Source organism: Nitrospirales bacterium (assembly GCA_031315865.1).
GTDB lineage: Bacteria > Nitrospirota > Nitrospiria > Nitrospirales > UBA8639 > JAGQKC01.
In genome coordinates this window covers 1136780-1163665 of sequence record JALDRJ010000002.1, presented here as the reverse complement: position 1 = coordinate 1163665, position 26886 = coordinate 1136780, and the positions used below count along the sequence as shown (strand labels likewise).

Below are 26886 nucleotides of genomic sequence, written 5' to 3'. Positions count from 1 at the left end.
GTGAGAAATGTCCTCAGGTTTACTGGGCTTGTATAGCAATGACAAAGGAGAATAAAACATGCCGCTACATCGATACGGTCTGCTAAAAGGACGGCCAATTCAATCGCGTTTGGGTATGGGACAAAGCCCCCACTATCAAATTCATCTCGTCGATGACGAGACGGACTATCGTATTGCCATCAACGTGAAATCAAAACTGAGTCCGTCGGAATTGTTGTACGTCGTCAATGACCGGTTTCAACATCCACTGCTGGCAGAATTGGAAACACAGCCTCCGGGTTTTACGGCTCTTCCGAGTCAACCCAATGGTTTGGCGTTGGATTTTATTCGAGGAAATCTGTTTGATCGAGATTCCCTGATTCCCCTTCCCCATGACGTACCCGGGCCGGATAATGATTTGAATGAAAAAATTGACGCCCATGTAACACGAGCGCTCGCGGAAGAAGACGCCGTCGTGTATGCATTTGGTGAGCGGTGGGGGCCAGAGGCCGACAGTCGGGACAAGTATTTCGGTTTTCGACCGGGGAATGGTATTCATGATATCCACATGAATCAGGGGAATGTTGGACGGTTTGTGAGCGATGACGGCGTCTGGCAAGATGGGGCGCTGTTCATGCACTTTCCCAGTGAGGATCGGTGGGTAGCGATATTTCTGGCGTTTCAGTCGCAGTCGTGGCACACCGACGATCAGACCGGGCACGCCATTGCGATGGAACCTGGGGAGGATCCGCAAGGGCAGATCAACATTGTGGCCGCACGAGTCAACCCGCTAGATGGTGATGTAGGAAAAGAAACCGTCACGCTTTTGAATCCAACGCCACATCCAGTGGATATTTCAGGTTGGGGAATTTTGGATAAGAATAAGAGGCGTGAAACACTGACCGGCGGCATAGAACCGGGTGAAGCCGTGCGAGTGACGTTAACGGGGAACGGCGCACAACTTTCGAACAAAGGCGGGATCATAACGCTGGTCGATCAAGACGGTACGAAGATCGATGGCGTTTCGTATACGATACGCGATGCCGAGCGGCAGGGGTGGACGTTGGTTTTCTGAGACCCTGTCCACGATACGTCGAACCGAACTAACACTCTACATTCCTTCCTCCGGTACAACCCCGGCCACGAGTCGTATACAATATCTCTTCACTATGGACCGGAATGGTATGGCCATAGGGGGGCTTGATGGTTCTCCAACAAAAAGCAATGAGGCCTGCGGTGTTTCATGAAATGCAGCAAGGGTTAGAGATGTTCAAGCAAGAGTTATGAAGCAAATCAGTCGGAACGGTTGGGGACATTGGTTTGTACTCGGAACAATGGGCCTGCTGGCCTTCTTTTACAATCTTCCGGTCTCCCTATTTGGCGTGACCGAAGGGCTCTATGCGTCCGTGACCGAGACGATGGTCCGAACGGGTGCCTATGTGCATCCGACTCTGCATGGTGAGCCCTACCTCCATAAACCTCCGATGTTCTTCTGGCTCCAGGCATTCTCTACAGAATCTTGGGGAATGAATGAAGCCGCCTTACGGCTACCGAGCGCCTTCTGTAGTTTCGGAACTGTCGTGGCGACCTATTGGATAGGGAGAACCTTGTTTTCATCGACAGCTGGCTTTTGGGCGGCCCTGGTGATGCTGACGTGCTACGCATCCGTATGGTTCGGGCAAATGGCAATCATTGACCCCGTCCTTACCTTTTCGATGACCTTGGGCACGCTGGGATTCGTGCGAGCCTATTTCATGGAAGAACAGTCATGGTGGTACGTCATCGGGTTTATCGCCTTGGCATTCGGCGCCATGGTGAAAAACCTTCACGCGTTTGCGCTGCCTGTGGCCCTCTTTGTCGCGCTTCTGATCATTCGTCGTGATGGAACACCCTTCAAAACCCGTTACTTTTGGCTGGGAATCGCCACGTTTGTCCTACTCGTCGGAGGGTACTATGTCTACTTGGGGCAAGAGTTTATTCAGCATTATGTCTTGAAAGAAAATCTGCAGCGCATGACGAAATTAGCGGGAGACACGCAAGGCAGCGCACTGGATGCCTATTTTGGGAAACGCCCGATTGTCTGGTATCTTTTCGTGATCTGGTTTGACTGTTTCCCATGGTCTGCATTACTTCCCGCCGGGTTGCTCCTTCTCTGGCGACAAAAACCTCGACGCCACTATCCAAGAGAAACGTTCATTTTACTGTGGGTGTTGGGATACATCCTGGCCTTTTCGTTGTTTCCTGAGAAACATGAGCGTTATCTCATGCCGATGATTCCGGGAATCGCGCTCATGATCGGGTATGTGTATCATCGCGTGTTCGACGCGCAAGACTTCGATCTATGGACGTTTCCATCGAGCAAGCGCATGCTTGTACTGTTGAGCCTTCTGCTTATGGTCGTCATTTTCCTGGCCCCCTATCTGTTAGAAAAAAAATGGAATCTGCCTTCCGACATATTTCCATTCATGTATCAAGTGGGCTTTCTATTCGGCGCTGGAGTTTTGATGTATGCCGTCTCTACAGCCCACGCGCGTGCGGCACTCAATATGGTAGGGGTCTTAGCTGTGGGTTTGATGATGAGTCTTGTCCTGATCATCGTGCCAGGGATTAACGCTGTCGCTTCTCCTAAACTGCTTATGTCGGAAGTGCAGTCTTATCTGAAAACTCCGAACGATCCGATTCAAACCTTTCAACACTGGAATTGGAGAAGCGATGAGGATTTATATTACTGGCTCCACGTGCACAAGAATCAACGTATCATCGGCGAGAATCAGACTGATGAAAAAGCATTGGAATCACTGCAAAAGGAGGTGCGTCAAACAGGATCATTGGTAATCCTCATGACTGAACACCAGTTTCGGCAAATCATTCAACCAGCCGCAGGTCTGACCTCAACGATTTTGAGGGAATTTCCAAGACCGAAACGGAAAATTCTATTGGTTTCGATTCAGACCGTGTCTTAAGCCCGTTTTCTCACGCCAGCCGTTTTGTTTTCTTATCTTATCCTTTGCAGAAATATAGCGAATCCAATCATCGTGATATCCCTTCTACCGATTCATTGTCTTGTCATTCGGGTTACGGTATAAGCTCTGATAACGATCAAAAAGGAAAGCCATTGTCACCAAGTTTAATGCGTCGTAAGGAGGTCGATATGAAAGTTTATCGAGAACTCATCATCGTTTCATTCATGATAGGAATCGTCGGTCTGTTGTTTCCACTGGAACAGGGTTTTGCAAAAGTTATCACGAAACAGATCCCTTATCGTCATGGTGACGTTCAGTTGGAGGGTTACCTTGCATGGGATGATGCCGTGAAGGGCAAACGCCCTGGCGTACTCGTCGTACACGAGTGGTGGGGCTTAAATGAATATGCCAGAACAAGGGCCGAGCAATTGGCCGCGCTGGGCTATGTCGCGTTTGCGGTAGACATGTATGGAAAAGGGAAAGTAACGGATCATCCCAAGCAAGCAGGAGCCTGGATGAATGAAATGACCGCGAATGTGAATGAATGGCAGGATCGTGCCATGGCAGGGCTTACAGTATTGCAAACGCAAGAAGCCGTCGATACGACGCGACTGGCGGCCATCGGGTATTGTTTCGGCGGAGCGACAGTGACGCAACTGGCCTATCGAGGTGCTCCCGTAAAGGGCGTCGTGAGTTTTCATGGAGCCTTGCCATTACCAAGCGCTGATCAGGAGATTGCCACAAACGTGAAAATGCTTATCGCGCATGGAAACGAAGATCCCTTTCTCAAGGAAGAGCACATTCAACGATTTCGCAATGCGTTAGACAAAGCCGGAGTGGATTGGCAGATGGTCATCTACGCGGGCGCGCGTCACAGTTTTACCAATCCAGCGGCCGATAAAGTCGGAATAGATGCTCTCAAGTATGATAAGAAGGCAGACGAACGCTCATGGAAGCAGATGCAGATCTTTTTCGACGAAGTGTTTTGAGGTCGAAGAAGGCTTGTGGCAGGTAAGTCCAGGAGCCGCATATGCGGCTCCTGGATCTTGTGAAATTTAGCGGACGGTAATCTGTCTGGGTTTCGCATCTTCCCGTTTGGGGAACGCGATCGTGAGAACACCGTCGGTAAACGATGCATCGGCTTTGTCCCACTGCAGATTTGTGGGAAGACGGAACGACCGTTTAAACGAGGCAGTTTCAACTTCACGGACATGATATTTTCTGCTGCTCTTTTCGGTCTTCTCGCCGCTCTCTTCCCGTTTTCCTTCCACCGTTAAGACGCCCTTATCCACCTGAACATTCACTTGATCAGACTTCCACGCTGGTAGCGCAAGCTCAATGCCGAATGTCTCGTCATCCTCCCAGGCATTGCTCGCCGGAGCCCAACTGTGAACATCCCGGCCAAAGGCGCGAACGGCATCGTTAAACAAGCGGTCAATCTGGGTATCGAATGGAGCATACGTTGTGAGTGTCATAGCACCCTCCTTTTTGAAGTATATGTGTTGTTTGTGTGAGTCATGTGTTTTGTGTTCTCTTGCCGGCTTGTTCAAGAGATAAATCGATTTGGGAAAAAGTCAAGAGGAAGCTTCCATTTGTTCGATGAATGCGTGGGGTGTTGCGCATTGAATGCCGGTGAAGCACACGGTTTAGTGACATTGTTTATGGAAGTCGTTTGCGTAGGAAAATCATGACGATGATCCTTACTCACGCTATTAGAAACCTGCGACGGAATGTTGAGGAACCCTTGACTCTCGAAACAGCAGCGTTATCTGGTAGAATAGAGAATGACACAAAGAGGAATGACTGCTCCATGGTCTCCGTACGGGCGGAGACATCTTGGGTTGTAACTCATTATCAATCCAACGCGAATTCTTCGAGGTTCACGTCAAGACCAATGTCTAGATTTGAACACGAAAGCCTGCTGCAGCTTCAGGTCTACCTCAACCAACAGGTCATCGGACAGGAAGGACTTATCCTTCGTCTGCTGATTGCGCTGCTGGCCGATGGGCACTTGCTGGTTGAAGGGGCTCCCGGGCTGGCCAAGACGACCGCGATTAAGTCCCTGGCTTCCGGGATCGAAGCTGATTTCCACCGCGTTCAATTCACTCCGGATCTGCTGCCGGCCGATATCACGGGAACAGATATTTATCGTCCCCAGGATGGATCATTCGCGTTTCAACAGGGTCCCATCTTCCACAACCTGCTCTTAGCGGATGAGATTAATCGTGCGCCGGCCAAGGTGCAGGCAGCCTTGCTTGAGGCGATGGCAGAGCGTCAGGTGACGATAGGGCGGAAAAGTTATCCCCTGCCAGAATTGTTCTTGGTCATGGCGACCCAGAATCCGATCGAACAGGAAGGAACCTATCCTCTTCCCGAGGCTCAACTCGATCGATTTTTATTGTACGTCCAGGTGGGCTACCCGGATCTGGAATCGGAAAGAAAGATTGCTCAACTTGTCCGCCGGCAGGCCCAGATGTCACTGATGACGAGGGGGGAAGCTCAGGCGCCTATTCCACAAAAAATCATTTTTTCGGCACGACAGGAGATATTGCACCTTCATCTTGCCCCCAGTCTTGAAGAATATATCGTCCAATTGGTGGTCGCGACGCGTGACCCAAGTCCTTATAGCCGGGAATTGGCGCGCTGGGTGCGTTATGGAGCCAGTCCCCGGGCCACCATCGGTATCGAACGCTGTGCGCGGGCTCATGCTTGGCTTGCAGGGCGTGAGTATGTATCCCCGGAAGATATCCAAGCCATCGCCGCTGATGTCTTGCGACATCGAATACTCCTCTCGTTTGAGGCCGAGGCAGAAAACATCACATCGGACCATGTGATAACGGAGATCCTCTCTCGTGTGGCCGTTCCCTGATCGTGCGATCAAATCAGAAACATTTCCATCCAACGTTACCGTCGACTCCGGGACCTGTGTCGTACTGGATGAGTTGATCGAGGCTCGTCATGGCATTTATGCCCTGGGAGTTGGCGCGCAAAAAGGTGTGCATTCGTTGTTGGCGGGAGGCGAGCGATCGCCGTTCAAGGGACGAGGCGTCGACTTCGAAGAAGTACGCAGATATCAGGCCGGTGATGATGTCAGGCACATGGATTGGCGGGTGACGGCGCGGTCTGGAATGCCGCATCTCAAGATATTTCGTGAAGAGCGCGAGCGGCCGGTGTTTGTCGTCGTCGATTATACGAGCTCGATGTTGTTCGGAACGAGAGTGGCGTTTAAGTCCGTCATCGCCGCGCGTACAGCCAGCCTGCTGGCTTGGGCTTCGCAACATCGCGGTGATCGGGTCGGCGCTGTCGTCTTTTCAGATCACGGTCATGCCATTGTCCGGCCCCGAGGTGGACAATCGGGAGTTCTCCAGGTGTTACACGCCCTATCCAGGCATCATCAACAGATCGACATGCACACACCGATGAACGATGGTACAGGGAGGTCGGCGTTCTCCACGGCACTCGAGAGAGTAAAGCGAACGGCCCGCCCCGGGAGTCTAATCTTTATCCTCAGCGACTTTCGGGCGTTAGATGATCAAGCCATCCCCTACGTCACTCAATTAAGCGGGCATCATGATGTTGTCGGAGTGATGGTTTCTGATCCGCTCGAACAGGAACCGCCAAGTCCAGGCATGTATGGGGTAACGAATGGTACCGACTTTGGGGTAGTGAACACGTGGGATGCGCCGTTCGTGGAAACCTATCGTCGTCGATTTAAAGAACGATATCAGTTGGTAGAAAATCTGTGTGTGCAACGGGGCATGGGATTTTTTCAAATCAGCACGCATGTGCCGGTGGAAGAAGCTGTGCGTCGGGGGCTCAGGCTAATCGGGGATCGTCACAAACACATTCGTGCGAGACGCCTAAACGGAGATTCATGAATGGCCTATGGACTCGCTTGACCAATTGCGCGGCCTCCACTTACCGCCTCCGGTTTCATTCTGGCCTCCAGCGATCGGTTGGTGGATCGTTGCCGGGAGCCTTCTTGCGCTCTTGGCTCTTGGTCTCTGGTTTATGTGGTACCGCAAAAAAACAGCGTTGCGTCGCGACGCCTTACAGAAACTCCTCGCGCTCAAGACGCAATTCACGCAGACACAGAATTGCCAAGAGCTAATGTCTGGTCTCTCGCAACTCCTTCGTCGATATGCACTCTCCTGTTTCGGACGTCAGGCAGTGGCAGGTCTCACAGGCTTGCCCTGGTTGCGATTTTTGGATGAACACGCAAAAACGCATCTATTTTCCGATGCGGGAAGCCGTCACGCATGGTTAGAAGTCCCGTATGGTCTCGACCACGATAAGGTGAACGGCTACGAAATGATCGATCTAGCCGAGCGATGGATTAAGCAAGTTCCTTTGCCTTCGAAAAGGATGACGGCATGATCACGTGGGTATGGCTGTGGGTATTTCTGTTGTTGCCCCTCCCCTGGGTGGTTCAACGACTCGTCAAGCCCGTAGAACGGAACGCGGAAAGTTCATTACGCATTCCATTTTATCAAGATGTGATGTCGATTGATTGTGGTCAGACTGCGGTGAAACAGGGTTCCCGATCCTTCCGCAACTTTTGGCTCGGAATGTTGGTTTGGCTTCTTTTGCTAACCGCCGCGGCTCGTCCGCAATGGATCGGAGATCCTGTCTCGTTGCCGGTAAGCGGACGTGACGTCATGATGGCGGTTGATGTCTCTGGAAGCATGGAAATCCCGGACTTTACGCTCCAAGGAGAGCAGGCCAATCGCTTGATGGTGGTGAAAGCAGTGGCTGGTGAGTTTATCAAACGGAGAAAGGGCGATCGCGTAGGATTGATCTTATTCGGCTCTCAAGCCTATGTCCAAACCCCACTCACATTTGACCGGACTACTGCACAGACGATGTTGAACGAAGCGGAAATTGGTCTGGCAGGAAAAGAAACGGCCATCGGCGATGCCATTGGGTTAGTGACCAAGCGTCTGAAAAACCAAGCGCAGGAGAATCGCGTGCTGATTTTGCTTACGGATGGAGCCAACACGGCTGGAGATATCAGTCCGCTTCAAGCGACAAAGCTTGCGGCCAAAGAGGGCATCCGTATTTACACGATCGGGGTCGGGGCGGATCAGATGCAAGTGTCTTCATTGTTCGGCAGTCGAACGGTCAATCCGTCACAAGACCTGGATGAAGGCACGTTGAAGGAAATCGCTCAGCTTACCGGAGGAACATATTTACGCGCAAAAGATAAGCAACAACTTGAGCAAGTCTACCGGCAACTCGACGAACTGGAGCCTGCAGCAGAGGAGACAGAGTTTTTTCGTCCCACGGACGAATTGTACCCCTGGCCTTTGGGGGCAGCGTTGGTCCTCTCCGTTCTTTTCGCGCTGACCTTTCTGCGAATGCCTTCTTTACTGACGAGAAAATCCTATGACCCAGTGGCTCGAACGCTTTCGTCAACAGAGGTGGGGTGAAGATTTTCATCATATGATGAATGCTTGGAAACCATGATTACGGATGTCCTGGATTTTCACTTTCTACGACCCTGGTGGTTAGCGGGCTTTCTGCCATTGGGCGCCGTCATATGGCTGCTCATTCGTCAGCGGGCGAAATCCACAGGATGGGAAGCCGCGTGTGATGCGCATTTGCTTCCGCATTTACTCGTAGGAAGCCATCGGGTGCAGACTCGAGGTCCGTTCATCCTAGTGGCGTTGGCGTGGATACTCGCCCTCTTAGCTCTGGCAGGACCGGTCTGGTCCAAGTTGCCTCAACCGGTTTTCCGCGCTCAGTCGGCACTGGTGGTCGTCCTGGATCTGTCTCGATCGATGGATGCCGAAGATGTCAAACCGTCACGGCTCACGCGGGCCAAGCATAAGTTATTGGATATCCTGAAACGTCGACAAGAAGGACAGACGGCATTAGTCGTCTACGCTGGAGAGCCTCATGTGGTTTCACCGTTGACGGATGATGCCAATACGATTTCCTCGATGGTTTCTTCACTCGACACGGATTTAATGCCCTTGCAAGGCAGCCGTTCGGATTTAGCGTTGCGCAAAGCTCTGGAGTTGCTCGGGCAAAGTCATGTGCCAAAGGGAGATATTCTTCTCATCACAGATGGTGCCGATGAAAGTGAGTTGCAGTCTGTCATCGAGGCAATACACGGTCATCACCGGATTTCTGTCCTTGGTGTTGGAAGCAAAGATGGAGCGCCGATTCCCCAGTCTGGAGGTTTTCTCAAGGACCGTGATGGGGAGATTGTCATTCCCAAACTTGATGTCACGTCGCTGGCTCATTTGGCGCGAAGCGCTCAGGGGAGATACGCGACCTTGACCGTTGACGATCAAGACCTTGAAACGGTGTTGCCATCAGACTGGAAGGTGACCGATCATCAGCAGGACGAGGATAATCAAAGGACGACCGACCGGTGGCGAGAAGAAGGGCCCTGGCTTCTTTTCGCGATTTTGGCGCTGACGCTACCTGCGTTTCGGCAAGGATGGCTTGGGGTGGTGGCGCTCATGGTCTTGCTGTCGCCATCTCCAGGCATGGCTTTTTTTGAAGGCGACTGGTGGTTTCGACCCGATCAGCAGGGCTCTCAAGCGCTTGAGCAGGATAATCCGCAGACAGCCGCAACCCTCTTTGAAGATTCAGCGTGGAAGGGCGTCGCGCATTATCGAGCGGGAAATTTTGAGCAGGCCATCGAAGACTTCACTCAGGATGATTCGATAGATGGTCAATACAACCGCGGGAATGCCTTGGCTCGTGCGGGACAGCTACAGGAAGCCCTGCAGGCGTATCAGACGGTCCTGAAGCGTGACCCACATCATGAAGATGCGCAGTTTAACCATGAACTCATCAGCAAGTTAATTCAACAACATGACCAACAAAATAAGAGTCCCGGCTCACAGAATGAGCCTTCTCAAGATCAACAGTCTTCTGAAAACGGTCAATCCCAGAGCGAATCGCAGGGAGAGCAATCGCAACAGCCTGATCAGCGACAAACGGATCAGCAACAGGCCGATCAACAACAGGCCGACGCTTCGCAAGCAGGCGAACAGTCAAACGGTCAGTCAGATCAGCCTCAAGAACGCTCTTCTCAAGACACGGAGCGACAGGCTTCTCAGCAATCATCGGAACCGTTCGGTTCGGAAACTCAATCTGAGCGGGAGCACGCTGAACAACTTGGTGAGAGCGAAACAGACAAGAGTGGCGAAGAAATGCAGCAGGCGGAAGACGTTGGCGATCCATCCGAACAAGACGTAGAGAGCGAGGATCAGGGTTCCAGAATGACTGCGGGTTTATCGAGAGAAGAAAAACGTGACATGGAGTCACAGCAGGCCATGGAGCAATGGCTTCGGCGTATTCCTGATGATCCGGGAGGGCTTCTGCGCCGAAAGTTTTTATTAGAACATCGCCGCCGGCAAGAGGCTGGTCAGCTTCCATATTCAGGAGGGCAGGCATGGTGAGTCCTCGTTCTTGTATCTGGCTTGTGACGTTGCTGCTGCTGGAATTCAGTATCAACAGCGCATTGGGGCAAACGGTTCGAGCTTATGTCGACCGGAATCCCATCTCCATGGACGAAACGGTTCGTTTGGTCGTGGAGCTGAAAGGGCCATCGACGGGCGAGACCCCCGATCTCTCCGGGTTGAAGAAGAATTTTGATGTGCTGGAGAATTCACAAAGCAGTCAAACCAGCATCATCAACGGCCGAACTTCGACTTCAACGCAATGGGCGATAACTCTTTCGCCTAAGCAAGTCGGCGATGTCACGATTCCCGCGATCCGGGTGGGTACGCAGTCTAGTGCGCCCCTGACGTTACGGGTTCAGGAACATGCGCAAAATACAGGAGACCCCGCAGGAAAGGATGTGTACTTAGAGGCGTCGATCGAACCCCGTGAACCATATGTGCAAAGCCAAATGGTCTTCACCTTGCGTTTGTATCATGCCGTTTTGCTTCGCGAGGGGCAATTAGAAGATCCCAAAATCAGCCAAGCTATCGTTGAACGTATCGGTGAAGATCACTCGTTTGAGACGATTCAAAATGGGCGCCGATATCAGGTGATTGAACGCCGTTATCTCGTGATTCCCCAAGCCAGCGGTCCCTTAACCATTCCCTCGGTGTTGTTTACCGGAAAGGTGCCGGATGGCCGGAGGCCGCGATCGATGTTTGAGGAGATGTTCGGGAATCGTCCCGGTGTGTTTGGGAGCGGGTTTCAGTCAACACGATTGATTCGGGCCAGAAGCCAGGAGATGACTTTGAACGTAGAGGAAATTCCTCCCACGATGCAACAAGGCTCATGGCTACCCGCTCGTGAGCTCTCCGTGAACGAGACATGGTCTTCCGATCTTACCAAACTTCAAGTGGGCGAGCCCGTGACCCGGACGATTACGATTCAAGCCCGGGGGTTAACCGGCGAACAGTTACCGGAAGTGCCCGTCACTGAGCATTCAAGCGTTAAGGTGTACCCTGATCAACCGTCTATCACGACGGCATTTGACGGGTCGTGGGCCGTTGGAAAACGCGAGCAAAAACTGGCCTTCGTTCCGACACGACCAGGCGATGTCCTCCTACCGGAAATTCGAATACGTTGGTGGAATCTGGAGACAAAAAAGCCTGAAGAGGCCGTGCTCCCCGCTCAAACGCTGACTATCCATGGGGCGAATGCTTCCGAACCCTCTGCTCAGCCCGGGAACGGAACGACGAGTATTGTGAATGATGCGCAGTCTTCTTCGTTTCTTTCAGAAGGACAGGGCTTGCCTCAGTCGGGAAATGCCGCTTCCTCCGGCTCACTAGGGATGTCATGGCCTGTCATGATGGGGCTCCTGTTGGCGCTGTGGTTGTTGACCGCTGCGGGTTGGTGGGGTGACCGGAGAAAACTCATGATGCAGCAGAACCGTATTCAGGAAGACAAACAAAAGTCCCACGAGTCGATTCGAATGATACGGTCATTAGTCAAACAGGCTTGTTTACAGAACAAGCCGCAGCAAGCACGCGAAGCGTTATTGAGGTGGGCCTCGGTGACCTGGGAAGGCAGCGGTCATCGCAATCTGGGTAGTGTCGCCAGGAAATTCGGGCAGACGACCCAGGGAGCTAGCGCCGCCCAACAGGCCATCCAGGATCTGGATCGAACCCTGTACTCAGCTAAGGCTGGTGAATGGAATGGAACGAGGTTTTGGGAGACCATCGCCCCGGAAATGCAAGCATTAGAGAAAACTAAGGGAACATGGGCGGCAAAAGAGGATGATGTCGCTCCGTTGTATTTGCATGCATCGTCATGAGCGGTGTAGACATGACAATTCCTGGAATCGGCGGTATAAGATATGAAGGAATGGTGCAAAAAGTTCAATCTGTCCGATGAAGCGATGAATCGCCAGCGCAGGTCACACTATCTATCCAAGAGGGTACGCTATGGGCACAATGGTTGATATTACCGGTCTCCGCAAAGAATTCGGGTCAATTGTCGCCGTCGACGGCGTCTCATTTACGGTAGGCCAAGGAGAAGTCCTGGGCTTTCTTGGGCCAAACGGAGCCGGCAAGTCTACGACGATGAAGATGATCACGGGGTTCCTGACGCCATCCGGAGGAACGGCCAAGATTTGTGGATACGACATTCTGGACAGCCCGTTGGAAGCCAAGAAGCGCATCGGCTACCTGCCGGAAGGCGCTCCGGCTTATCAGGATATGACACCGATCGGCTATTTGACATTCATCGGAGAAATGCGCGGGCTTTACGGCGAAGATCTTCGAACGCGCATCGCCGAAACCGTGGAAAAAGTCAATCTTCAAAGTGTGCTGGAGCAACCCATAGAGACCTTGTCAAAAGGGTTTAAACGGCGACTTGGGCTTGCGCAGGCCATACTGCACGACCCTGAAGTCTTAATACTCGATGAACCGACCGATGGGTTGGATCCCAATCAAAAACATGAAGTTCGCACATTGATCAGGACCATGGCCCCTCACAAGGCCATCATTCTCTCGACGCATATTCTTGAGGAAGTTCAAGCGGTCTGCACGCGAGCGATGATTATCGCCAAGGGAAAAGTTGTCACCGACGGCACGCCGGCCGACCTGGAGGGACAATCTCCGATGCACAATACGGTGGTCCTTTCCGTCCGTCATGGGGAGGTGTATGCCATGCAGGCTGAGCTGTCAAAGATTGAGGGTGTGAATAACGTCGAAGAACTCGGCCAACAGGATGGTTGTGTGCGCCTTCGCATATTCCCGGATCACGGCCGATGGATAATCGCCGATGTGGGACAATGTGCGCGCGAACAGCAATGGGATGTCGTGGAGCTGCATGTCGATCGTGGACATTTGGATGAAGTGTTTCGAGCCTTAACGGCTCCGAAGCAGGCACTCACCTAGTATTAGTCGTTCGAGGAAAAAGTACTGACGGCAGAATGCATACGACTCATGATCTAGAAAGGATGCAATAGTGGGAAGGATAAACGTCATCTTCAAACGGGAATTGGCCGGGTACTTTTCGACACCGATTGCCGCGGTGTTCATCGTGATCTTTCTCTTGTTGAGTGGCGCCTTCACCTTCTATTTGGGAAATTTTTTTATTCGCGGACAAGCCGATTTGATCCCGTTTTTTGATTTTCATCCCTGGCTCTACCTGGTGTTGATTCCCGCTATTTCCATGAGGCTATGGGCCGAGGAGCGCAAGGAGGGCACGATTGAAATGCTGCTGACGTTGCCTGTGACCATATGGGAAGCGGTCGTCGGGAAGTTTCTCGCGGCCTGGGCCTTTACCAGTATCGCCTTGGCCCTGACTTTTCCGATGTGGATCACGGTGAATATCCTGGGCGAGCCTGATAACGGAGTGATTGCAGCTAGTTATTTGGGGAGTCTGCTCATGGCCGGCGGGTTCCTGGCCATCGGATCTTGTATGTCGGCTGTGACCAAAAACCAGGTCATCGCGTTTATCCTGAGTGTGGTGGTGGGGCTGATGTTCATCTTGAGTGGTTTTCAGATGATTCTTGGACCTCTGAGCGCGTGGACACCGCATTTTATCCTGGAGACGGTCAGTTCATTCAGCTTTCTGACGCATTTTCATGCCATCAGCAAAGGCGTGCTGGATCTCCGGGATATCTTCTTTTTTCTGACGCTGATCGCGTTCTGGTTGTTTGCGACGGCGGCGATTATCGATATGAAAAAAGCCGAATAAGAAAATGTCCAAAAACTTCGTCAGCGGTCTTGTCGCACAGGCGAGTAGTGTTTTTGAACATTTTCTTTGTTTCAGTAAACATGCTGAGAGTTGGAGAATGATGAACCGCCAACATCAAAGATTGTTCTGTACGAGTCTTAATAAAAGGTGAAGGTGAAGCGTTATGAATAAGAAATTTCTGACGGGAACGGGCCTCATTCTCGCCGTCGTATTGTTTGGCGCGGCCAATATGCTGAGCAACGCGGCGTTGAGCACAGCGCGTTTCGATTTAACCGAGCACCGGCTCTATACCCTTTCTGAAGGGACCAAGAATATCATGCAAAACTTGGATGAGCCCATCACGCTAAAGTTGTACCTCTCTAAAAAGCTCGCGACGGGACTCCCCGGCATTAAGAGCTACGCCAATCGAGTTGAAGAAATGCTGGAGGAATTTGAACAGGTCTCCGGGGGAGACATCACTTTGCAGGTCATCGACCCCGAACCGTTTTCAGAGGAAGAAGATCGGGCCGTGGCCTATGGGCTTCAGGGCGTGCCGCTGGAAGGGGGAACCAAACAGTTCTACTTTGGCATGGTCGGGACGAGTTCCACGGATGAGCAGGAAGTTATCCCATTTTTTCAACCTGAGCGGGAGGAATTCCTTGAGTATGACCTTGCCAAGCTTGTCTACACGCTGGCGCATCCTAAAAAACAAGTCCTTGGCGTAATAAGCAGCCTTCCGATAGAGGGGGGACCTCCCATGCCCATGATGCCACAATCCGGTGGCGGCGAGCCCTGGTTGATCATGGACCACATCCGTCAACTTGTCGAGGTCAAAACCATCGAGAAGAATGCCACCGAAATCCCCGAGGATGTCAGTGTGCTGATGCTTGTACATCCCAAACACCTGAGTGATGAGACGCTGTACGCGATCGATCAATTCGTGCTTCGCGGCGGACGGGCTCTAGTCTTTATCGATCCCCATTCCGAAGCGGACCGGGGGATGGCGACCCCGAATAATCCATTCGGAGGGACAGGCCCGAAAAACTCTGACCTGGGAAAGCTGTCCGAGGCCTGGGGGGTGGAATTAGTCAAGGGTAAAGTTGTGGGTGACCTTCCCCTCGCGAAGAAAGTCCAGATTCAACAGCAGGGTCGTCCCCGTGTCTTAGACTATCCTGTGTGGATTGGTCTGGAGAAAGCGTACATGAGTGCTGATGATATCGTGACCGCTCAGATTCCTAATCTCAATCTGGCCTCGGCGGGAATCTTGAAAAAGAAAGAAGGGAGTGAAACAGAACTCATACCGCTGCTGCATTCCGATGACGCGGCGATGCAGATTCCCGCGTCGAGCTTGGCTTTCATGCCCGATGTGGCTGCCATGTTGAACAGTTATAAACCGGGTGGAGAAGAACTGATCCTTGCCGCTCGTATTCGCGGAACGGCCAAGAGCGCGTTCCCCGACGGGAAACCGAAATCCAAGTCCGAGGAGTCCGACAAAGAAAAGAAGGAAGACGAATCCGAGGGGCCGCCACAGAAACATCTGGCAACTTCCCAAGAGCCCATCAATGTGATCGTGGTCGCCGATACCGATCTTTTGCAAGACCGGTTTTGGGTGCAAGTTCAAAACTTTTTCGGACAACGGATTGGGATTCCCAACGCCGGTAACGGTAATTTCGTCACGAATGCCATCGACAATCTGGGTGGGAGTAATGATTTAATCAGCGTGAGGAGCCGGTCAGGGTTTTCTCGTCCCTTTACGCTGGTCAGGTCCATTCAACAGGATGCTGAACAACAGTTCCGGCAGAAGGAGCAGGCCCTGCAAAACCGTCTGAAAGCCACGGAACAAAAAATTCAAAACATGCAGAGTCAGAAGCAGGAAGGCAATGCGTTAATCCTGAGCCCTGAGCAACAGGAAGAAATTGCCAAATTTCGACAGGAATTGGTGGAGGTTCGAAAAGAACTCCGGGGAGTGCAGCATGAATTGGTGAAAAATATCGATGGCTTGGAAAGCTGGGTAAAGTTTTTCAATATCGGATTTGTGCCCATTCTCATCGGGGCGGCTGGTTTCTGGGTTGGCAGTAAGCACATGCGGCGAAGAAAGAAGACTTAAGCCCCTATGAGGCCTGCTGGCGGGACCTGCCTGGGCATGGCGGTTCTCCAAAGAGCAGGATCGCAACATGAAAACTCTTTCAATACAGCTAAAGGTCAGGAGATGAAACCGAAGACATTGATGATATTGGCGGGCATCACCTTTGTTGTGATCCTCGGTGCCGTGCTATTGAGCCAGGATACAAACGAGAAGCCGAGCCAGAGTGGGGAGCTCGTGTTTCCTGATCTGATGGCGGGAATCAATGAGATTGAAGAAATGACGATTGAATCCAAGGATCATACCGTGACCCTGGTTCGGCAAGGCGAGCGATGGAGTGTCAAAGAGAAGGGCGGGTATGCCGCATCGTTTGAAAAAGTGAAACCCGTGCTGATCGGGATGGCTGAACTGCGTATCCGCGAACCCAAAACTAAAAATCCTGACCTGTATGAAAAGCTGGGTTTACAAGATCACAATGCCGAAGGATCGCCTTCAACCCTCATCACCCTCAAGGCAAAGGGTTCAAAGGCTGTTGCAAGCATGCTTCTGGGCAATCAGCGGCCGGGGAGAGGGAACCCCACCCAGAGTGATCTGTACATCCGAAAGCCGGATGATCCGCAAACGTGGTTGGTGTCCGGCAAACTTCCCGTTGAGAAGGTTCCTGGTGAATGGCTGGAAAAAGAGTTGTTGAATATTGCGGGCAAGCGCATTCAACGGGTTTCTGTCACGCATCCTGGGGGAGAAACCCTCACAATCTACAAAGACACTCCCGACGCACTGGACTTTAAAGTTCGCGATCTTCCCAAAGATCAGAAAGTGAATTCGCAGTTTAACGTAAACAATGTCGCCAACGCGGTTGCACAACTGACATTGGAAGACGTCAAAAAATCCGATGAACCGGCGTTTTCGCCGAAGGCGGGCCTGCAGGCAGTCCTGGAAACATTCGATGGCCTACGTCTGACGGTTGAAACGATGAACAAAGACGAAGTCGTGTATGGCAGGATCGCCGCAGCGTTTGACCCGACTCTCGTCTACAAAGAACCAGTAAAGGAATCGTCCGAGAAAAAGGCAGACGTACCATCCGGTGACGACAGCGGTAAAGACGCGAAGGAAAGTGACGAGAGCGATACAAAAGAGGATGACGATAACACGGAAAAGAAAGACGAACCCAAGGAATCAATCCTGAAATCTGAAGAAGACGTTCAAAAAGAAGTCGCCGATCTCAACGCCAAATTCAAGGACTGGATCTTTGAATTTCCAAAATTCAAGGTAGAAAATTTCTCGAAGAAGAAAGATGATTTGATAGCCAAGGAGTAGCGTGTAAGCTGGAACTTTCTAATGACGAGATCGTCATCACGAAAGCAATGACAAACGATGACGACACGAAGCCTCGCATTGATCCAGCACTCATCCTTGAAGGCTGAAAAAGCTGCTTCAAAAATTAGACAGATATTGGATCTGCAAATACAACTCTCGTAGTCGCTGGGCGTCGGCTACTCTTGGGTTTGACGACAATTTCAACCTCTCGGTCTAACTTATTCAGCAAGCGCAAAAGCCGATCTACGGAGAATCCACTCAAGCCTCCACGGGCAAGGTCTGAAACTCTGGATTGTGTAATTCCCAAAATTACCCCGGCCTGCTTTTGTGTTAACTTCCGTTTTTTGATAATGGCATTGATCTGACTGACCAGTTTGGCTTTAGTTTCCATTTCTTCGGGATTCTCAAATCCCAGATCGGCAAAAACATTTCCCGAGCCTCTTGTGATCTTCTCAGTCATAGTTTTTTCTCCTTCTTGAAATCTTCTTCTGCCAATTTAAGCCTTGCTTTGATGAGATCCATAGATCCATATCTGGCTTCGGAGTGGCAATGCCTTTTTTGGATTTCTTTTGAAAGGTGTGGAGCACGTAGACTGTTTTGGCAAAACGGACCGTATACACCGCTCTGTAAGTCGATCCATCATAATCTTCCATGACCTCTAAAACGCCAGCTCCATGAAAGCCTTTTAATGGTTTTACATGATGAGCCTTTCCGCCTCTTTGAGCTTCGTAGAGGGCATACCCTATTCGGTCTTTTACCTCCCGCGGAAAGTCTCTCAGCACAGCCCTACTGTCCCCCATGAAATGTACCAGCTTCATTCCAGTTTGAAATTATCCTTATATACTTATATTAGGATATTAAGATAAAACCCGCAAGGTCAAAGGGATGTTAGACACAAGAACAAGATAGAAGTTAAGAAGTTGGAGGGCATGACACTGAAGGTATCATGTTGTTGAGACTTTCTTGTCTCCCAACTTTTCTTTCAATTCCTGGTACACCTGCATGAGTCGTTGATCTTCGAGGCGGTAGGCCAATGAAAGGAGGATCAATCCGAAGATCAGGACAAGAATCCCCAGTGCCACGATTCCAACGCCCAGCATCACTCCGCTTCCCGTTGCAAACCCTCCGTCCAGTGCAAACATCACGACAAAGGCGAAGGTGCCGATGACGACGATTCCCAGCCAGAGTGTCGTGATAATGGCAGACGACCACGGTGTGCGTTTAACTAATTCCAGTAAAAGGTTTCTCCCCTCTGACCGGACTTCGATCGTGCCTTTGAGCGGCCAAGCAGTTCGAAATCGCATGGAAAACAGATGGTAGTACGGTCGAATAATGATGAGGTTTTGCGCTCGCAGGTAACGAGCCAGGCCATGAGGAAGTTCCAGAAGGCCCGATTTATTGAAGTGTTTATGGAGGTGTGGAGAGCCGGATTGCGAGACTTCATCACGTCTGCTTGCTAATCGACAGCCATACCGGCTGGCCGACTCCCGAAGACTCGTGAATTGATACCAATCACCCGAAATAATCGCGATACATAAGATCGCGCCAAAAACTCCAGCCATCAGCATAGTCCGTGACCATACCATAGGCTTGAAGTCTGCCTAAAGCCGTGATCAACGCGACACGTTGACTTGATGTGTGAACCTCGTCTAGTATCAGTCCGCGGGGTGGAGCAGTCTGGTAGCTCGTTGGGCTCATAACCCAAAGGCCGAGGGTTCAAATCCCTCCCCCGCAACCACGATATTTTTACCTTCGCGAGTGAGTTTTAGAAAGTCAGCATAATCTCCTGAAAATTCAGCTTCGAGAAAACCCTGGTCGGTCGGATGGAGTTTTATCTCCCCCCCCCCTCCCCCCAATCAGGGTTTTTATTTAGTCACGTATAGGCTCTAGGTGGGAAGGGTCGATATTCTCTAAATCTTTTGCAAGTGCGTGAAATCTTTCTCTAGCATTTGGGAGAAATCGTTGGGCGTTTTTATTTTTGGGTCATGACTAGTTAAGGAGGTTACAAGCACGATAATCTCCAGTTGTAATGCTCCCCTGAAATCAAGCCACCTTTGCTGCTTGTTCCCGTCGATATTGCCGCGGGCTTCGGTACTGTAAGGCCTGATGCGGCCGGCCATCGTTATACCAGCGCATCCATCGTTGGATCGTATGCCGAGCCTCTTCAAAGCCTGCAAAGTGGTGTTACCACACACATTCCTCCTTCAAACTGCGAAAGAACCGTTCAATCAGGCCATTCTGTTCCGGGGCATACGGCGTAATGAATTCCTGCTGGAGGCGATACTCCCCACACGCCCGTCGAAAGCGCTGACTCTGAAAGATCAAACCATTGTCACTCCGCAACACCGGCATGATGCATCTGTGTCTTGACAAATTAGTCAGATCCAGTATATTCGACAGTCGATCTAATGGAGAGAAGGTGGCATCTGTAAGGTAAAGTATAGGGGAAAGATTCCTTTTTTTGTAGTTTGTCATACGCTACTGCATGGTCCACATAGTCTTCTCTTTTTATTTTAAACTTTTTCTCTCTGCTATAAGATCGTAGTCTTCTCCAGAACCTTCTGATTTGATAATGGGCAACAGGTATGACCATTACCTCTAGCTTTTGATTGGAGAATATGCGGAACATCCGTGATGTTTAGTTCTAATTCAAAGTCGTCCCAGAATGCTTCCGGGTTAAAACATTCTCGACAATATCTCTGGTGTACAGTAGCTATTGGGCTATTCATCACTTTTGGTCAGCTACACACTGTCGATGCGGCTTCATTGGTAAACGGAGGCGTAATTTCAGACTCGATATCAGCTCCTGGCGAACAAGATATTCATACCTTCACCGCCACCGCTGGCGAATCGGTTCAACTTCGAGCAGCCCATACTGGTGGCACAGTTGCGCTCTCTCCCCGCCTCACACTTCTCGCTCCGAACGGGGCGCAGATTATCTCAACGTCTGGCCCACAATCTCGCGATGTGGCGGCGATTTCGTGTTTCACCTCGTCTCTCTTTTGTGAGCTCACCCAGACTGGTACATATACTGTGGTAGTATCAGATGGAACATCTGGAGGCAATCAGACAGGCCCGTATAATCTTCATTTTGTGCGAGCGCCCGGCGCAAATGAAGGCGGGGCATTGCCCAATGGAGGGAGCGTTTCAGACACCATTGATCTCGGAGATCTAGATTCCTACACATTTACGGCGAATGCTGGCGAGGCGGTGCAAATTCGTATGGCGCATACCGGCGGCACGGTGGCGCTGATTCCTCAGATTAATCTTTACGCTCCTGATGGGACACTGATTATCTCGACCTCTAGCCCACAATCCCGCGATGTGGCGGCAATTTCGTGTTTCACCTCGTCTCTCTTTTGCGAGCTCACTCAAACCGGCACGTATACCGTAGTTGTAACAGACAGTAACGGTGGCCAAATAGGGCCCTATACCCTGCACTACGCGCGAGCGCCCGGCGCAAATGAAGGCGGGGCATTGCCCAATGGAGGGAGCGTTTCAGACACCATTGATCTCGGAGATCTAGATTCCTACACATTTACGGCGAATGCTGGCGAGGCGGTGCAAATTCAGGTGACAGACTTGAGCGGCGGCCCACTTTCTCTCCGAGTCGATCTTTATAGTCCGAGTGGATTGCTGATTTCCAGTACTTCTGGTGACACCGCTACTATAAATTGCTCAGACACTGCCACATTTTGCGAGCTTACAGAAAACGGTACCTATACAGTTATGATTTCAGATGGGAATTCTAGCGGTGCTCAAATTGGAGACTATTCGATTGAATTCGACTTGATTCTTGACCTGTTATCTTACGCCGCTTTAGGGGATTCCTATTCGTCGGGCGAAGGCTTACCTCCATACTTTAATACAACCGATGGGTTTTTGACTGGCTGTCACCGTTCAACTCGCGCCTATTCGACACATATCCGCACTCCAGACAATACTGAACCGATTGCTGACCGCGCTGATGCGCAATTTGATTTTTTGGCATGTACGGGATCAGATACGAGTAATATTACGGCATTTGGGAATCAACAGCGTGGTGATGAACCACCTCAAATGGCTCCTGAGAATGGCATTAATGCGAGTCGCGATCTGCTGACAATTACGATTGGGGGCAATGATGCTTTCTTTATTAGAATTGTGATTTTTTGTTTTGCCCATGATGCGTGCAACGAAATTAAACCGTTTGCACCGCATTCCAATTTCGAAATTGGAGACTTGTTTCCATTATGGATGGCTGTTGTCAAATCTCGACTCCAGAATCTCTTTGGTGAAATCCGCACAGCCACACCCAATGCAGCTACGCTGGTACTCGATTACCCACTCGTGGTGAGTGGCAATGAATGTCCGGCAGTCCAAGTCCCGTTCTTTCCCGATGTGAAGCTTTCGGCCTCTGAGCAGGCGTGGATGCGTGGCGCAAATCAACAACTTAATACGGCCGTGGCTGAGGCGGCAGCACAGGTGGGTCTGCATTATGTTCCCGTGGCCAATCATTTCCAAGGGCATGAAGCGTGTGGCGACTTGGACGATTGGGTCAATGGATTCGTTCTTATTAATCCAGAATCGAGTTTTCATCCGACAAGCCGCGGGCAGTTAGAGTATGCAAACGTGGCCAATGCCTATCTGGATTCCCTGCAAACGGGGTGGCCCGCAGGCTATTTACCCAATGGGTTGCCACGCAACCCTGATCCCGTCGCCAATCTGCAGAGTCCGGCAACCGCGGAAGTGACAGGTCCCTTACCAGCCTTTGGTGATCTTGAAGTGCGTCTGGCGTCAGCCCCTGCTGGGTGCACCGAGGCAGTGGGCCTGGTAGTCCCGGGAGAAATGGCCAGAGTGCTCGGATCGGGCTTCGCCCCATCTGAGTCCGTCACATTGTCCTTGGTGGTCGCCAACGAACGATTGCCTCTGAGTACAGTCAATGCTGATGCGAATGGGAATCTGGATGCGACGGTATTGATCCCCGCCACGCTTCCAGTGGGGAACGTTGGGACCCTCGAAGCCCTGGCGGCAGGGCCGGATGGGGTTGGCCTGCTGCTGTTTGATCTTGTCCGCATTGCGGACTCGATCACCGTGGATAGTGATGCGGATGGTATACCCGATGGCTGTGACAACTGTCCGGCCACGGCCAACACGGATCAGGCGGATCAAGACTTGGATGGACGCGGGGATATCTGTGATACGTGTCCACAAGATGTGGCTGGTGATGAAGACGGCGATAGTATCTGTGCCGAGAGTGACAACTGCACAATCATTGCGAATCCGGATCAACGCGATACGAATAATGATGGCTACGGCAATGTCTGCGATGCGGATCTGGACAATAATGGCATCGTGAATACGTTTGACCTCGCGCGGTTCAAGGCGGCATTTGGGACGAGTGATGCGGATGCTGATTTTGATGGCAACGGGGTGGTGAATACGTTTGACTTGGCCCGGTTTAAATCGATGTTTGGCCAGCCGCCAGGACCATCCGCCGCTGATGCGCAGTAACCACAGTACACGAGAGAAGAAGATGATTGACCATGATTGCTCGAAATAGTCCAAGCGCTTTTTAACTCTATTTATTATTAATGAGAGGTGTAGGATGAAAATCGTAATACTCAGTTTAGCTCTTGCGTTACTCGTGCTTGTGCCAGTGACGGGTCAGGCCGCCACGGTTGATGTCGGCTTTGATCCAACCATGACGATGGTGAATGGACTGAATCAAACGTTCACCGTGGATATCGTGGGTAATTACAATGCGGATGCGGCCGAAAGTCTCGTAGGAGGAGCCCTGTCACTCAGCTTTGATCAATCAATTGTGAACGTGAACTCGGTCACGCTTGGGGTACCAACGGATATAGGGAGCAGCACTGGAACGATCGATAATGGTGCTGGGACCGTCGACACCATGGGTTTCGGGACGTTCGCAGGGGTACCGAGTGGGCCCTTTACGTTTGCGACGATTGAGTTTGAGTCCGTCGGCTTCGGGACGAGCCCCTTAGGGCTGACCGACCCGTTTGATCTCATCTTTGCCTGGGCGAATGAGAACTTTGAGGCTGTGCCAGTCAACGCGACGGCGGGAAGTATTACCGTCAAAGATACCGCGCCAGTGCCATTACCGGCGGCTGGGTGGTTGTTTCTCTCAGGCCTCGGCGGCCTCGCCGCTCTCCGACGGCGGGAAGTTAATTAAACTAATTTCCAATAGTTTGTTAAGACTGAAACTCAAAAAAAGTAGCAATATAAGATCTACTTCAAATTTCCGAAGTTTGAGTCAGCCTAGTTTGGTAATATCAACTGGGCTGGCTTTACTTTCTTTTCTGGCCTCTATTCGAGCAGAACCATTTCAGAAACTGATTTAATAGCGCTTTCCGTAATTTGCGCTATTACATTTACTCACAAAATAGGCTAGCTAGCATGGTCTGGTATTTTCGCTATACATAAGCTGTTTACCATTGAGGCTTGCTCAGAATATTTTATAAAGGTCCTACATATACATGATGGAATCCTGATCCCATCGAGAATGAGCCAACTGATGAGGCAGTGTGTACTTCCCTATAATCAAGCTCACGAGTATCATAGTCCTAGACATAATAGGTGCACGCAACGTTACACAGGTGACTTGCATAAAGAGGCCCCATCTGTCATCTTTCTTTGCTATTTTTCCTCTTTTCAGGTACAAGGGGAATCCTGATAGTGCGAGGAGGGGGTATGCAATTGAAAAATCCCTCCCCCGCAACCAATCGTCACCACGGATAAGGCTCTTTCCAGCGATGGGGAGAGCCTTTTATTTTGTGTCAACGCGTTATCTCGCCATGCTTCCTTCTCGATCTTGTAAGATTTGATTCTGGGAGTATTGAAAAAAGTCGCCACTTTAGTAGGTACTCCTGATGACGCGCTCATCCGTCGTTCAATTTTCTTATGATTATGATAAGGAAGGCTCGAGCGTCTGATCGGATGAACGAGTGGGGTGTTGATTGGCGCCCCAATACAGCGTCCGATGGGGAAACGGGATCTCTATTTCCCTGGCATCAAAGACCTTTTTGATGCGGCGATTCATTTCACGTCCAATTCGCCATTGTTGCAACGGCTTCGTCTTGATCCGAAATTTAATTATCACCGCAGAGTCCTGAAAGGCCTCGACCCCGAGGACTTCAAGAGGAGCGAGAATGTCTTGACTGAAATTCGGGTCTGCGGCCAATTCCGTTCCAATTTCCTTGAGTACATCCATGACCCGGTCCACATCTTCCCGGTACGCGACCCCGAGGTCGAACACGCGATACGAGAAGTCCATGCTCCAGTTGGTCACGCGGTCAATGAGTCCATTGGGAATGATATGCACATTGCCGGATAATTCCCGAAGGCGAGTGGTCCGGAGCCGGACTTCTTCAACTTGCCCAGTTTGCCCCGCAATGGTCACCACATCACCGATTTGCAGTTGATCTTCAAACAGGATAAAAAATCCGGTGATCACATCCTTAATGAGGCTTTGGGCTCCAAAGCCTATCGCCAGCCCTCCGATTCCTGCCGCAAATAACACCGGTTTCAGGTCGATGCCCATTTCGCCCAGAACGGACAATGTTCCGATCCCGATGAGCAATACGCGTACGGCATCTCCGACTACTTGCGTGATGGTCTGAGCCCGTTGGGCTTGTTCGGATGAAAGCAATCGTCCTTCTAAATAGCGACGAAATTTTGTCTGTCCCCGCCTTAGGAGGTACAAAGCGACAAGTATGACGATCACGATCAAGATGGTGGTCATTCCCTTGGCCAGGAATGTCTCCAGAGCAGAGAAAACAAGGTCTGAATACGCTGATGTGGACATGGACTTCCTCCAAAATGTGGTGGCTGAGATACGAGAATTATACCCGGCTCAGTGCGTATGTCCTACGGCAAGTCTCGTGGGGCTTTTTGAAAACTTCCCCTTAATTGCGTTCCCTAATTGACCGACATAGTGAGAGAGCCCAAAGATGCTCAAACGGGAATCCAATGGCATTTATAGAAGTGCATAATTCCGAAGATCTCCGACTCGGACTATTTGTCAAGATAGAAGGGTCGTGGTTTAGCCATCCTTTTCGAACGAATACGTTTAAAATTAAATCGCCGGCTGATCTTGAGACCATCAAAAATTTAAAAAAGGTCACAATTTTGTATGACCCGGATCGTTCCGAGTCTGAGGACACCTCTGAACCGTCGAATGATGAGACTCAATCGTCAGTCGAGACAGTTGAATGCGACGCACATGATAACGGAACGGCTGGCTCCCATGTACGGGACTACGATAGTTCAGAAAGAACGCGAGAATTTTCTGGGGAAAACAAACCGGGAGAGGAACTCGATCCTGAACTCGTGCTTGAGCGTCGCCATAATTATCAAGACTTTCGTGAGCATATTCGCAAAGTCGAGAGTTCGTATCAAAAGGTGCTCGGAAAAAATGAAGAATTCTTTCATCAAGTCAATAAGGGGAAAGCCAAGGGCCTGAAAGTTGCCGAAGATATCGTAGCAGGAATACAGCAAACGCTCGAGAACCCGCAGGCGGCGATGTCGTTGATTGACGTGATGGGCAGTAATGGTGTGATGTGGGGACTTTCAGAGCATGCGCTGAACGTGTGCATGCTTTCGTTATTGATCGGAAAACAGATGAGCCTTTCGTCAGAGGAAATGCTCCGCCTAGGTATGGGGGGGTTGTTGCACGATGTCGGCTACCGGTTGTTGCCGATGAAAGTCAAATTTTTAACCGGAGGCATGAAGATTCAAGCCGATCCGAACATGTTAAAAGATCATCCAGCATCGAGCTGCCAACTCTTGGCCAACTTGCCCGGGGCGGAACCCCTGCTGTTGAACGTGATTCTTCAACATCACGAGCGGCTCGATGGTTCCGGATATCCCAACCATTTACGGAATGAAGAGATTTCGAATCTGGCCAAGATTGTCATGGTTGCCGACCGGTATGATGAACTCTGTAATGCGCCAGATCCTGAATCCAGTTTAATTCCACATGAGGCGCTCTCACGCTTGTTTCGACATGTGGTCCACAAAGGGAAGGATGCGCAGTTTTGTGAATATGTGGTGCAAGCGCTCGTTCAAGCCGTGGGAGTCTACCCTCCGGGCAGTCTGGTCGAACTTACCGATGGTCTCTTGGGGGTCGTGACAGCTATCAACATCCAAAGTCCGACCAAACCCATCGTTCTTTTGCATGCGCCGTGGTTGTGCCGGAATGATGGACTCGTCGTGAACTTAGCCCACGATGCTTCCGTAGACATTCAGAAAGCGATTCATCCCAAGGACCTTCAGCCAAGCGTGTTAGCCTATTTAAGCCCACGCCGCATGGCCATGTTCGTGCATGCCACAGATGAGAATTCTTCCTTTAGCAAGAGAAAGAAGACCCCAGGAAAGAACTCAGCACAAGGTAAGATGTGCATCGGGATGACGTGATTCAGCAGCAAGGCGACGTGCAAT

General features: G+C 51.0%; 21 protein-coding genes, 1 tRNA gene and 1 pseudogene. 17 read left to right on the top strand and 6 right to left on the bottom strand.

The genetic code is table 11. The features are described 5' to 3' along the window. The first annotated feature begins 58 nt into the window (after positions 1–58). The 3 genes from MRJ96_05375 to MRJ96_05365 all read left to right on the top strand — a co-directional run bounded on the left by MRJ96_05375 (position 59) and on the right by MRJ96_05365 (position 3931). On the top strand, positions 59–1054 hold the full coding sequence (locus MRJ96_05375; protein ID MDR4500865.1) for a DUF2278 family protein: 996 nt from the start codon (positions 59–61) through the stop codon (positions 1052–1054). Between the two features lie 208 nt (positions 1055–1262). Continuing rightward, positions 1263–2942 carry a glycosyltransferase family 39 protein gene (locus MRJ96_05370; GenBank protein ID MDR4500864.1) on the top strand — a complete coding sequence of 560 codons (1680 nt, stop codon included), beginning with the start codon at positions 1263–1265 and terminating at the stop codon, positions 2940–2942. Between the two features lie 188 nt (positions 2943–3130). Next, positions 3131–3931 carry a dienelactone hydrolase family protein gene (locus MRJ96_05365; GenBank protein MDR4500863.1) on the top strand — a complete coding sequence of 267 codons (801 nt, stop codon included), beginning with the start codon at positions 3131–3133 and terminating at the stop codon, positions 3929–3931. Positions 3932–3997: 66 nt separating this feature from the next. Here the strand turns inward: MRJ96_05365 and MRJ96_05360 are convergent, their stop codons facing one another. Next, complete coding sequence (locus MRJ96_05360) at positions 3998–4417, bottom strand: Hsp20/alpha crystallin family protein (protein MDR4500862.1); 420 nt, start codon at positions 4415–4417, stop codon at positions 3998–4000. Positions 4418–4836: 419 nt separating this feature from the next. Between MRJ96_05360 and MRJ96_05355 the strand changes: the two genes are divergently transcribed. The 10 genes from MRJ96_05355 to MRJ96_05310 all read left to right on the top strand — a co-directional run bounded on the left by MRJ96_05355 (position 4837) and on the right by MRJ96_05310 (position 17445). Continuing rightward, positions 4837–5811, top strand: a complete 975-nt coding sequence (locus tag MRJ96_05355) for an AAA family ATPase (GenBank protein ID MDR4500861.1) — start codon at positions 4837–4839, stop codon at positions 5809–5811. Then, positions 5795–6820 (top strand): DUF58 domain-containing protein, encoded by a 1026-nt coding sequence (locus MRJ96_05350; protein MDR4500860.1) that lies wholly within the window; start codon positions 5795–5797, stop codon positions 6818–6820. The genes MRJ96_05355 and MRJ96_05350 overlap by 17 nt, the downstream gene beginning before the upstream one ends. Positions 6821–6827: 7 nt before the next feature. Then, the gene (locus MRJ96_05345; protein MDR4500859.1) at positions 6828–7319 is read left to right on the top strand and encodes a DUF4381 domain-containing protein; all 492 of its coding nucleotides are present in this window, start codon (positions 6828–6830) and stop codon (positions 7317–7319) included. Continuing rightward, on the top strand, positions 7316–8371 hold the full coding sequence (locus MRJ96_05340) for a VWA domain-containing protein (protein MDR4500858.1): 1056 nt from the start codon (positions 7316–7318) through the stop codon (positions 8369–8371). The genes MRJ96_05345 and MRJ96_05340 overlap by 4 nt, the downstream gene beginning before the upstream one ends. Before the next feature lie 33 nt (positions 8372–8404). Further along, entirely contained in the window at positions 8405–10360 is a 1956-nt protein-coding gene (locus tag MRJ96_05335) for a VWA domain-containing protein (protein ID MDR4500857.1), read from the top strand. Beyond that, positions 10354–12174, top strand: coding sequence for a BatD family protein (locus MRJ96_05330; protein MDR4500856.1), 1821 nt, complete (start codon positions 10354–10356; stop codon positions 12172–12174). The genes MRJ96_05335 and MRJ96_05330 overlap by 7 nt, the downstream gene beginning before the upstream one ends. A gap of 130 nt (positions 12175–12304) precedes the next feature. Continuing rightward, entirely contained in the window at positions 12305–13261 is a 957-nt protein-coding gene (locus MRJ96_05325; protein ID MDR4500855.1) for an ATP-binding cassette domain-containing protein, read from the top strand. 70 nt (positions 13262–13331) lie between these two features. Further along, positions 13332–14066, top strand: coding sequence for an ABC transporter permease subunit (locus MRJ96_05320; GenBank protein MDR4500854.1), 735 nt, complete (start codon positions 13332–13334; stop codon positions 14064–14066). A 163-nt stretch (positions 14067–14229) separates the two neighbouring features. After that, positions 14230–16152 carry a Gldg family protein gene (locus tag MRJ96_05315; protein ID MDR4500853.1) on the top strand — a complete coding sequence of 641 codons (1923 nt, stop codon included), beginning with the start codon at positions 14230–14232 and terminating at the stop codon, positions 16150–16152. Between the two features lie 102 nt (positions 16153–16254). Further along, positions 16255–17445, top strand: a complete 1191-nt coding sequence (locus MRJ96_05310; GenBank protein ID MDR4500852.1) for a DUF4340 domain-containing protein — start codon at positions 16255–16257, stop codon at positions 17443–17445. Positions 17446–17569: 124 nt separating this feature from the next. On the opposite strand, the gene MRJ96_05305 is transcribed toward MRJ96_05310, so the two are convergent. The 3 genes from MRJ96_05305 to MRJ96_05295 all read right to left on the bottom strand — a co-directional run bounded on the left by MRJ96_05305 (position 17570) and on the right by MRJ96_05295 (position 19007). After that, entirely contained in the window at positions 17570–17905 is a 336-nt protein-coding gene (locus MRJ96_05305; protein MDR4500851.1) for a helix-turn-helix domain-containing protein, read from the bottom strand. Then, complete coding sequence (locus MRJ96_05300; GenBank protein ID MDR4500850.1) at positions 17898–18263, bottom strand: type II toxin-antitoxin system RelE/ParE family toxin; 366 nt, start codon at positions 18261–18263, stop codon at positions 17898–17900. Before MRJ96_05300 ends, MRJ96_05305 begins: the two co-directional genes overlap by 8 nt. Before the next feature lie 126 nt (positions 18264–18389). Then, positions 18390–19007: a hypothetical protein gene (locus MRJ96_05295; GenBank protein MDR4500849.1), complete on the bottom strand. Its 618-nt coding sequence runs from the start codon at positions 19005–19007 to the stop codon at positions 18390–18392. A 99-nt stretch (positions 19008–19106) separates the two neighbouring features. Between MRJ96_05295 and MRJ96_05290 the strand changes: the two genes are divergently transcribed. Continuing rightward, positions 19107–19183: transfer RNA gene (locus MRJ96_05290), tRNA-Met, on the top strand. A 305-nt stretch (positions 19184–19488) separates the two neighbouring features. Here MRJ96_05290 and MRJ96_05285 read toward each other — a convergent pair. Further along, positions 19489–19797 (bottom strand): annotated as a pseudogene (locus tag MRJ96_05285) (integrase core domain-containing protein). 282 nt (positions 19798–20079) lie between these two features. Here MRJ96_05285 and MRJ96_05280 point away from each other — a divergent pair. After that, positions 20080–22938 (top strand): GDSL-type esterase/lipase family protein, encoded by a 2859-nt coding sequence (locus tag MRJ96_05280; protein MDR4500848.1) that lies wholly within the window; start codon positions 20080–20082, stop codon positions 22936–22938. Between the two features lie 94 nt (positions 22939–23032). Further along, on the top strand, positions 23033–23620 hold the full coding sequence (locus tag MRJ96_05275) for a VPLPA-CTERM sorting domain-containing protein (GenBank protein MDR4500847.1): 588 nt from the start codon (positions 23033–23035) through the stop codon (positions 23618–23620). 732 nt (positions 23621–24352) lie between these two features. Here the strand turns inward: MRJ96_05275 and MRJ96_05270 are convergent. Further along, positions 24353–25252, bottom strand: coding sequence for a mechanosensitive ion channel family protein (locus MRJ96_05270; GenBank protein MDR4500846.1), 900 nt, complete (start codon positions 25250–25252; stop codon positions 24353–24355). 164 nt (positions 25253–25416) lie between these two features. Here MRJ96_05270 and MRJ96_05265 point away from each other — a divergent pair, with 164 nt between their 5' ends. After that, positions 25417–26862 carry a DUF3391 domain-containing protein gene (locus tag MRJ96_05265; GenBank protein ID MDR4500845.1) on the top strand — a complete coding sequence of 482 codons (1446 nt, stop codon included), beginning with the start codon at positions 25417–25419 and terminating at the stop codon, positions 26860–26862. Positions 26863–26886 lie beyond the last annotated feature (24 nt).

Coding starts and splice junctions, on each gene's coding strand:
- MRJ96_05265 (MDR4500845.1), top strand. CDS start 25,417: ATGGCATTTATAGAAGTGCATAATTCCGAAGATCTCCGACTCGGACTA.
- MRJ96_05300 (MDR4500850.1), bottom strand. CDS start 18,263: ATGAAGCTGGTACATTTCATGGGGGACAGTAGGGCTGTGCTGAGAGAC.
- MRJ96_05275 (MDR4500847.1), top strand. CDS start 23,033: ATGAAAATCGTAATACTCAGTTTAGCTCTTGCGTTACTCGTGCTTGTG.
- MRJ96_05280 (MDR4500848.1), top strand. CDS start 20,080: ATGTTTAGTTCTAATTCAAAGTCGTCCCAGAATGCTTCCGGGTTAAAA.
- MRJ96_05335 (MDR4500857.1), top strand. CDS start 8,405: ATGATTACGGATGTCCTGGATTTTCACTTTCTACGACCCTGGTGGTTA.
- MRJ96_05330 (MDR4500856.1), top strand. CDS start 10,354: ATGGTGAGTCCTCGTTCTTGTATCTGGCTTGTGACGTTGCTGCTGCTG.
- MRJ96_05310 (MDR4500852.1), top strand. CDS start 16,255: ATGAAACCGAAGACATTGATGATATTGGCGGGCATCACCTTTGTTGTG.
- MRJ96_05305 (MDR4500851.1), bottom strand. CDS start 17,905: ATGACTGAGAAGATCACAAGAGGCTCGGGAAATGTTTTTGCCGATCTG.
- MRJ96_05295 (MDR4500849.1), bottom strand. CDS start 19,007: ATGGCTGGAGTTTTTGGCGCGATCTTATGTATCGCGATTATTTCGGGT.
- MRJ96_05355 (MDR4500861.1), top strand. CDS start 4,837: ATGTCTAGATTTGAACACGAAAGCCTGCTGCAGCTTCAGGTCTACCTC.
- MRJ96_05370 (MDR4500864.1), top strand. CDS start 1,263: ATGAAGCAAATCAGTCGGAACGGTTGGGGACATTGGTTTGTACTCGGA.
- MRJ96_05345 (MDR4500859.1), top strand. CDS start 6,828: ATGGACTCGCTTGACCAATTGCGCGGCCTCCACTTACCGCCTCCGGTT.
- MRJ96_05315 (MDR4500853.1), top strand. CDS start 14,230: ATGAATAAGAAATTTCTGACGGGAACGGGCCTCATTCTCGCCGTCGTA.
- MRJ96_05375 (MDR4500865.1), top strand. CDS start 59: ATGCCGCTACATCGATACGGTCTGCTAAAAGGACGGCCAATTCAATCG.
- MRJ96_05365 (MDR4500863.1), top strand. CDS start 3,131: ATGAAAGTTTATCGAGAACTCATCATCGTTTCATTCATGATAGGAATC.
- MRJ96_05340 (MDR4500858.1), top strand. CDS start 7,316: ATGATCACGTGGGTATGGCTGTGGGTATTTCTGTTGTTGCCCCTCCCC.
- MRJ96_05270 (MDR4500846.1), bottom strand. CDS start 25,252: ATGTCCACATCAGCGTATTCAGACCTTGTTTTCTCTGCTCTGGAGACA.
- MRJ96_05325 (MDR4500855.1), top strand. CDS start 12,305: ATGGGCACAATGGTTGATATTACCGGTCTCCGCAAAGAATTCGGGTCA.
- MRJ96_05360 (MDR4500862.1), bottom strand. CDS start 4,417: ATGACACTCACAACGTATGCTCCATTCGATACCCAGATTGACCGCTTG.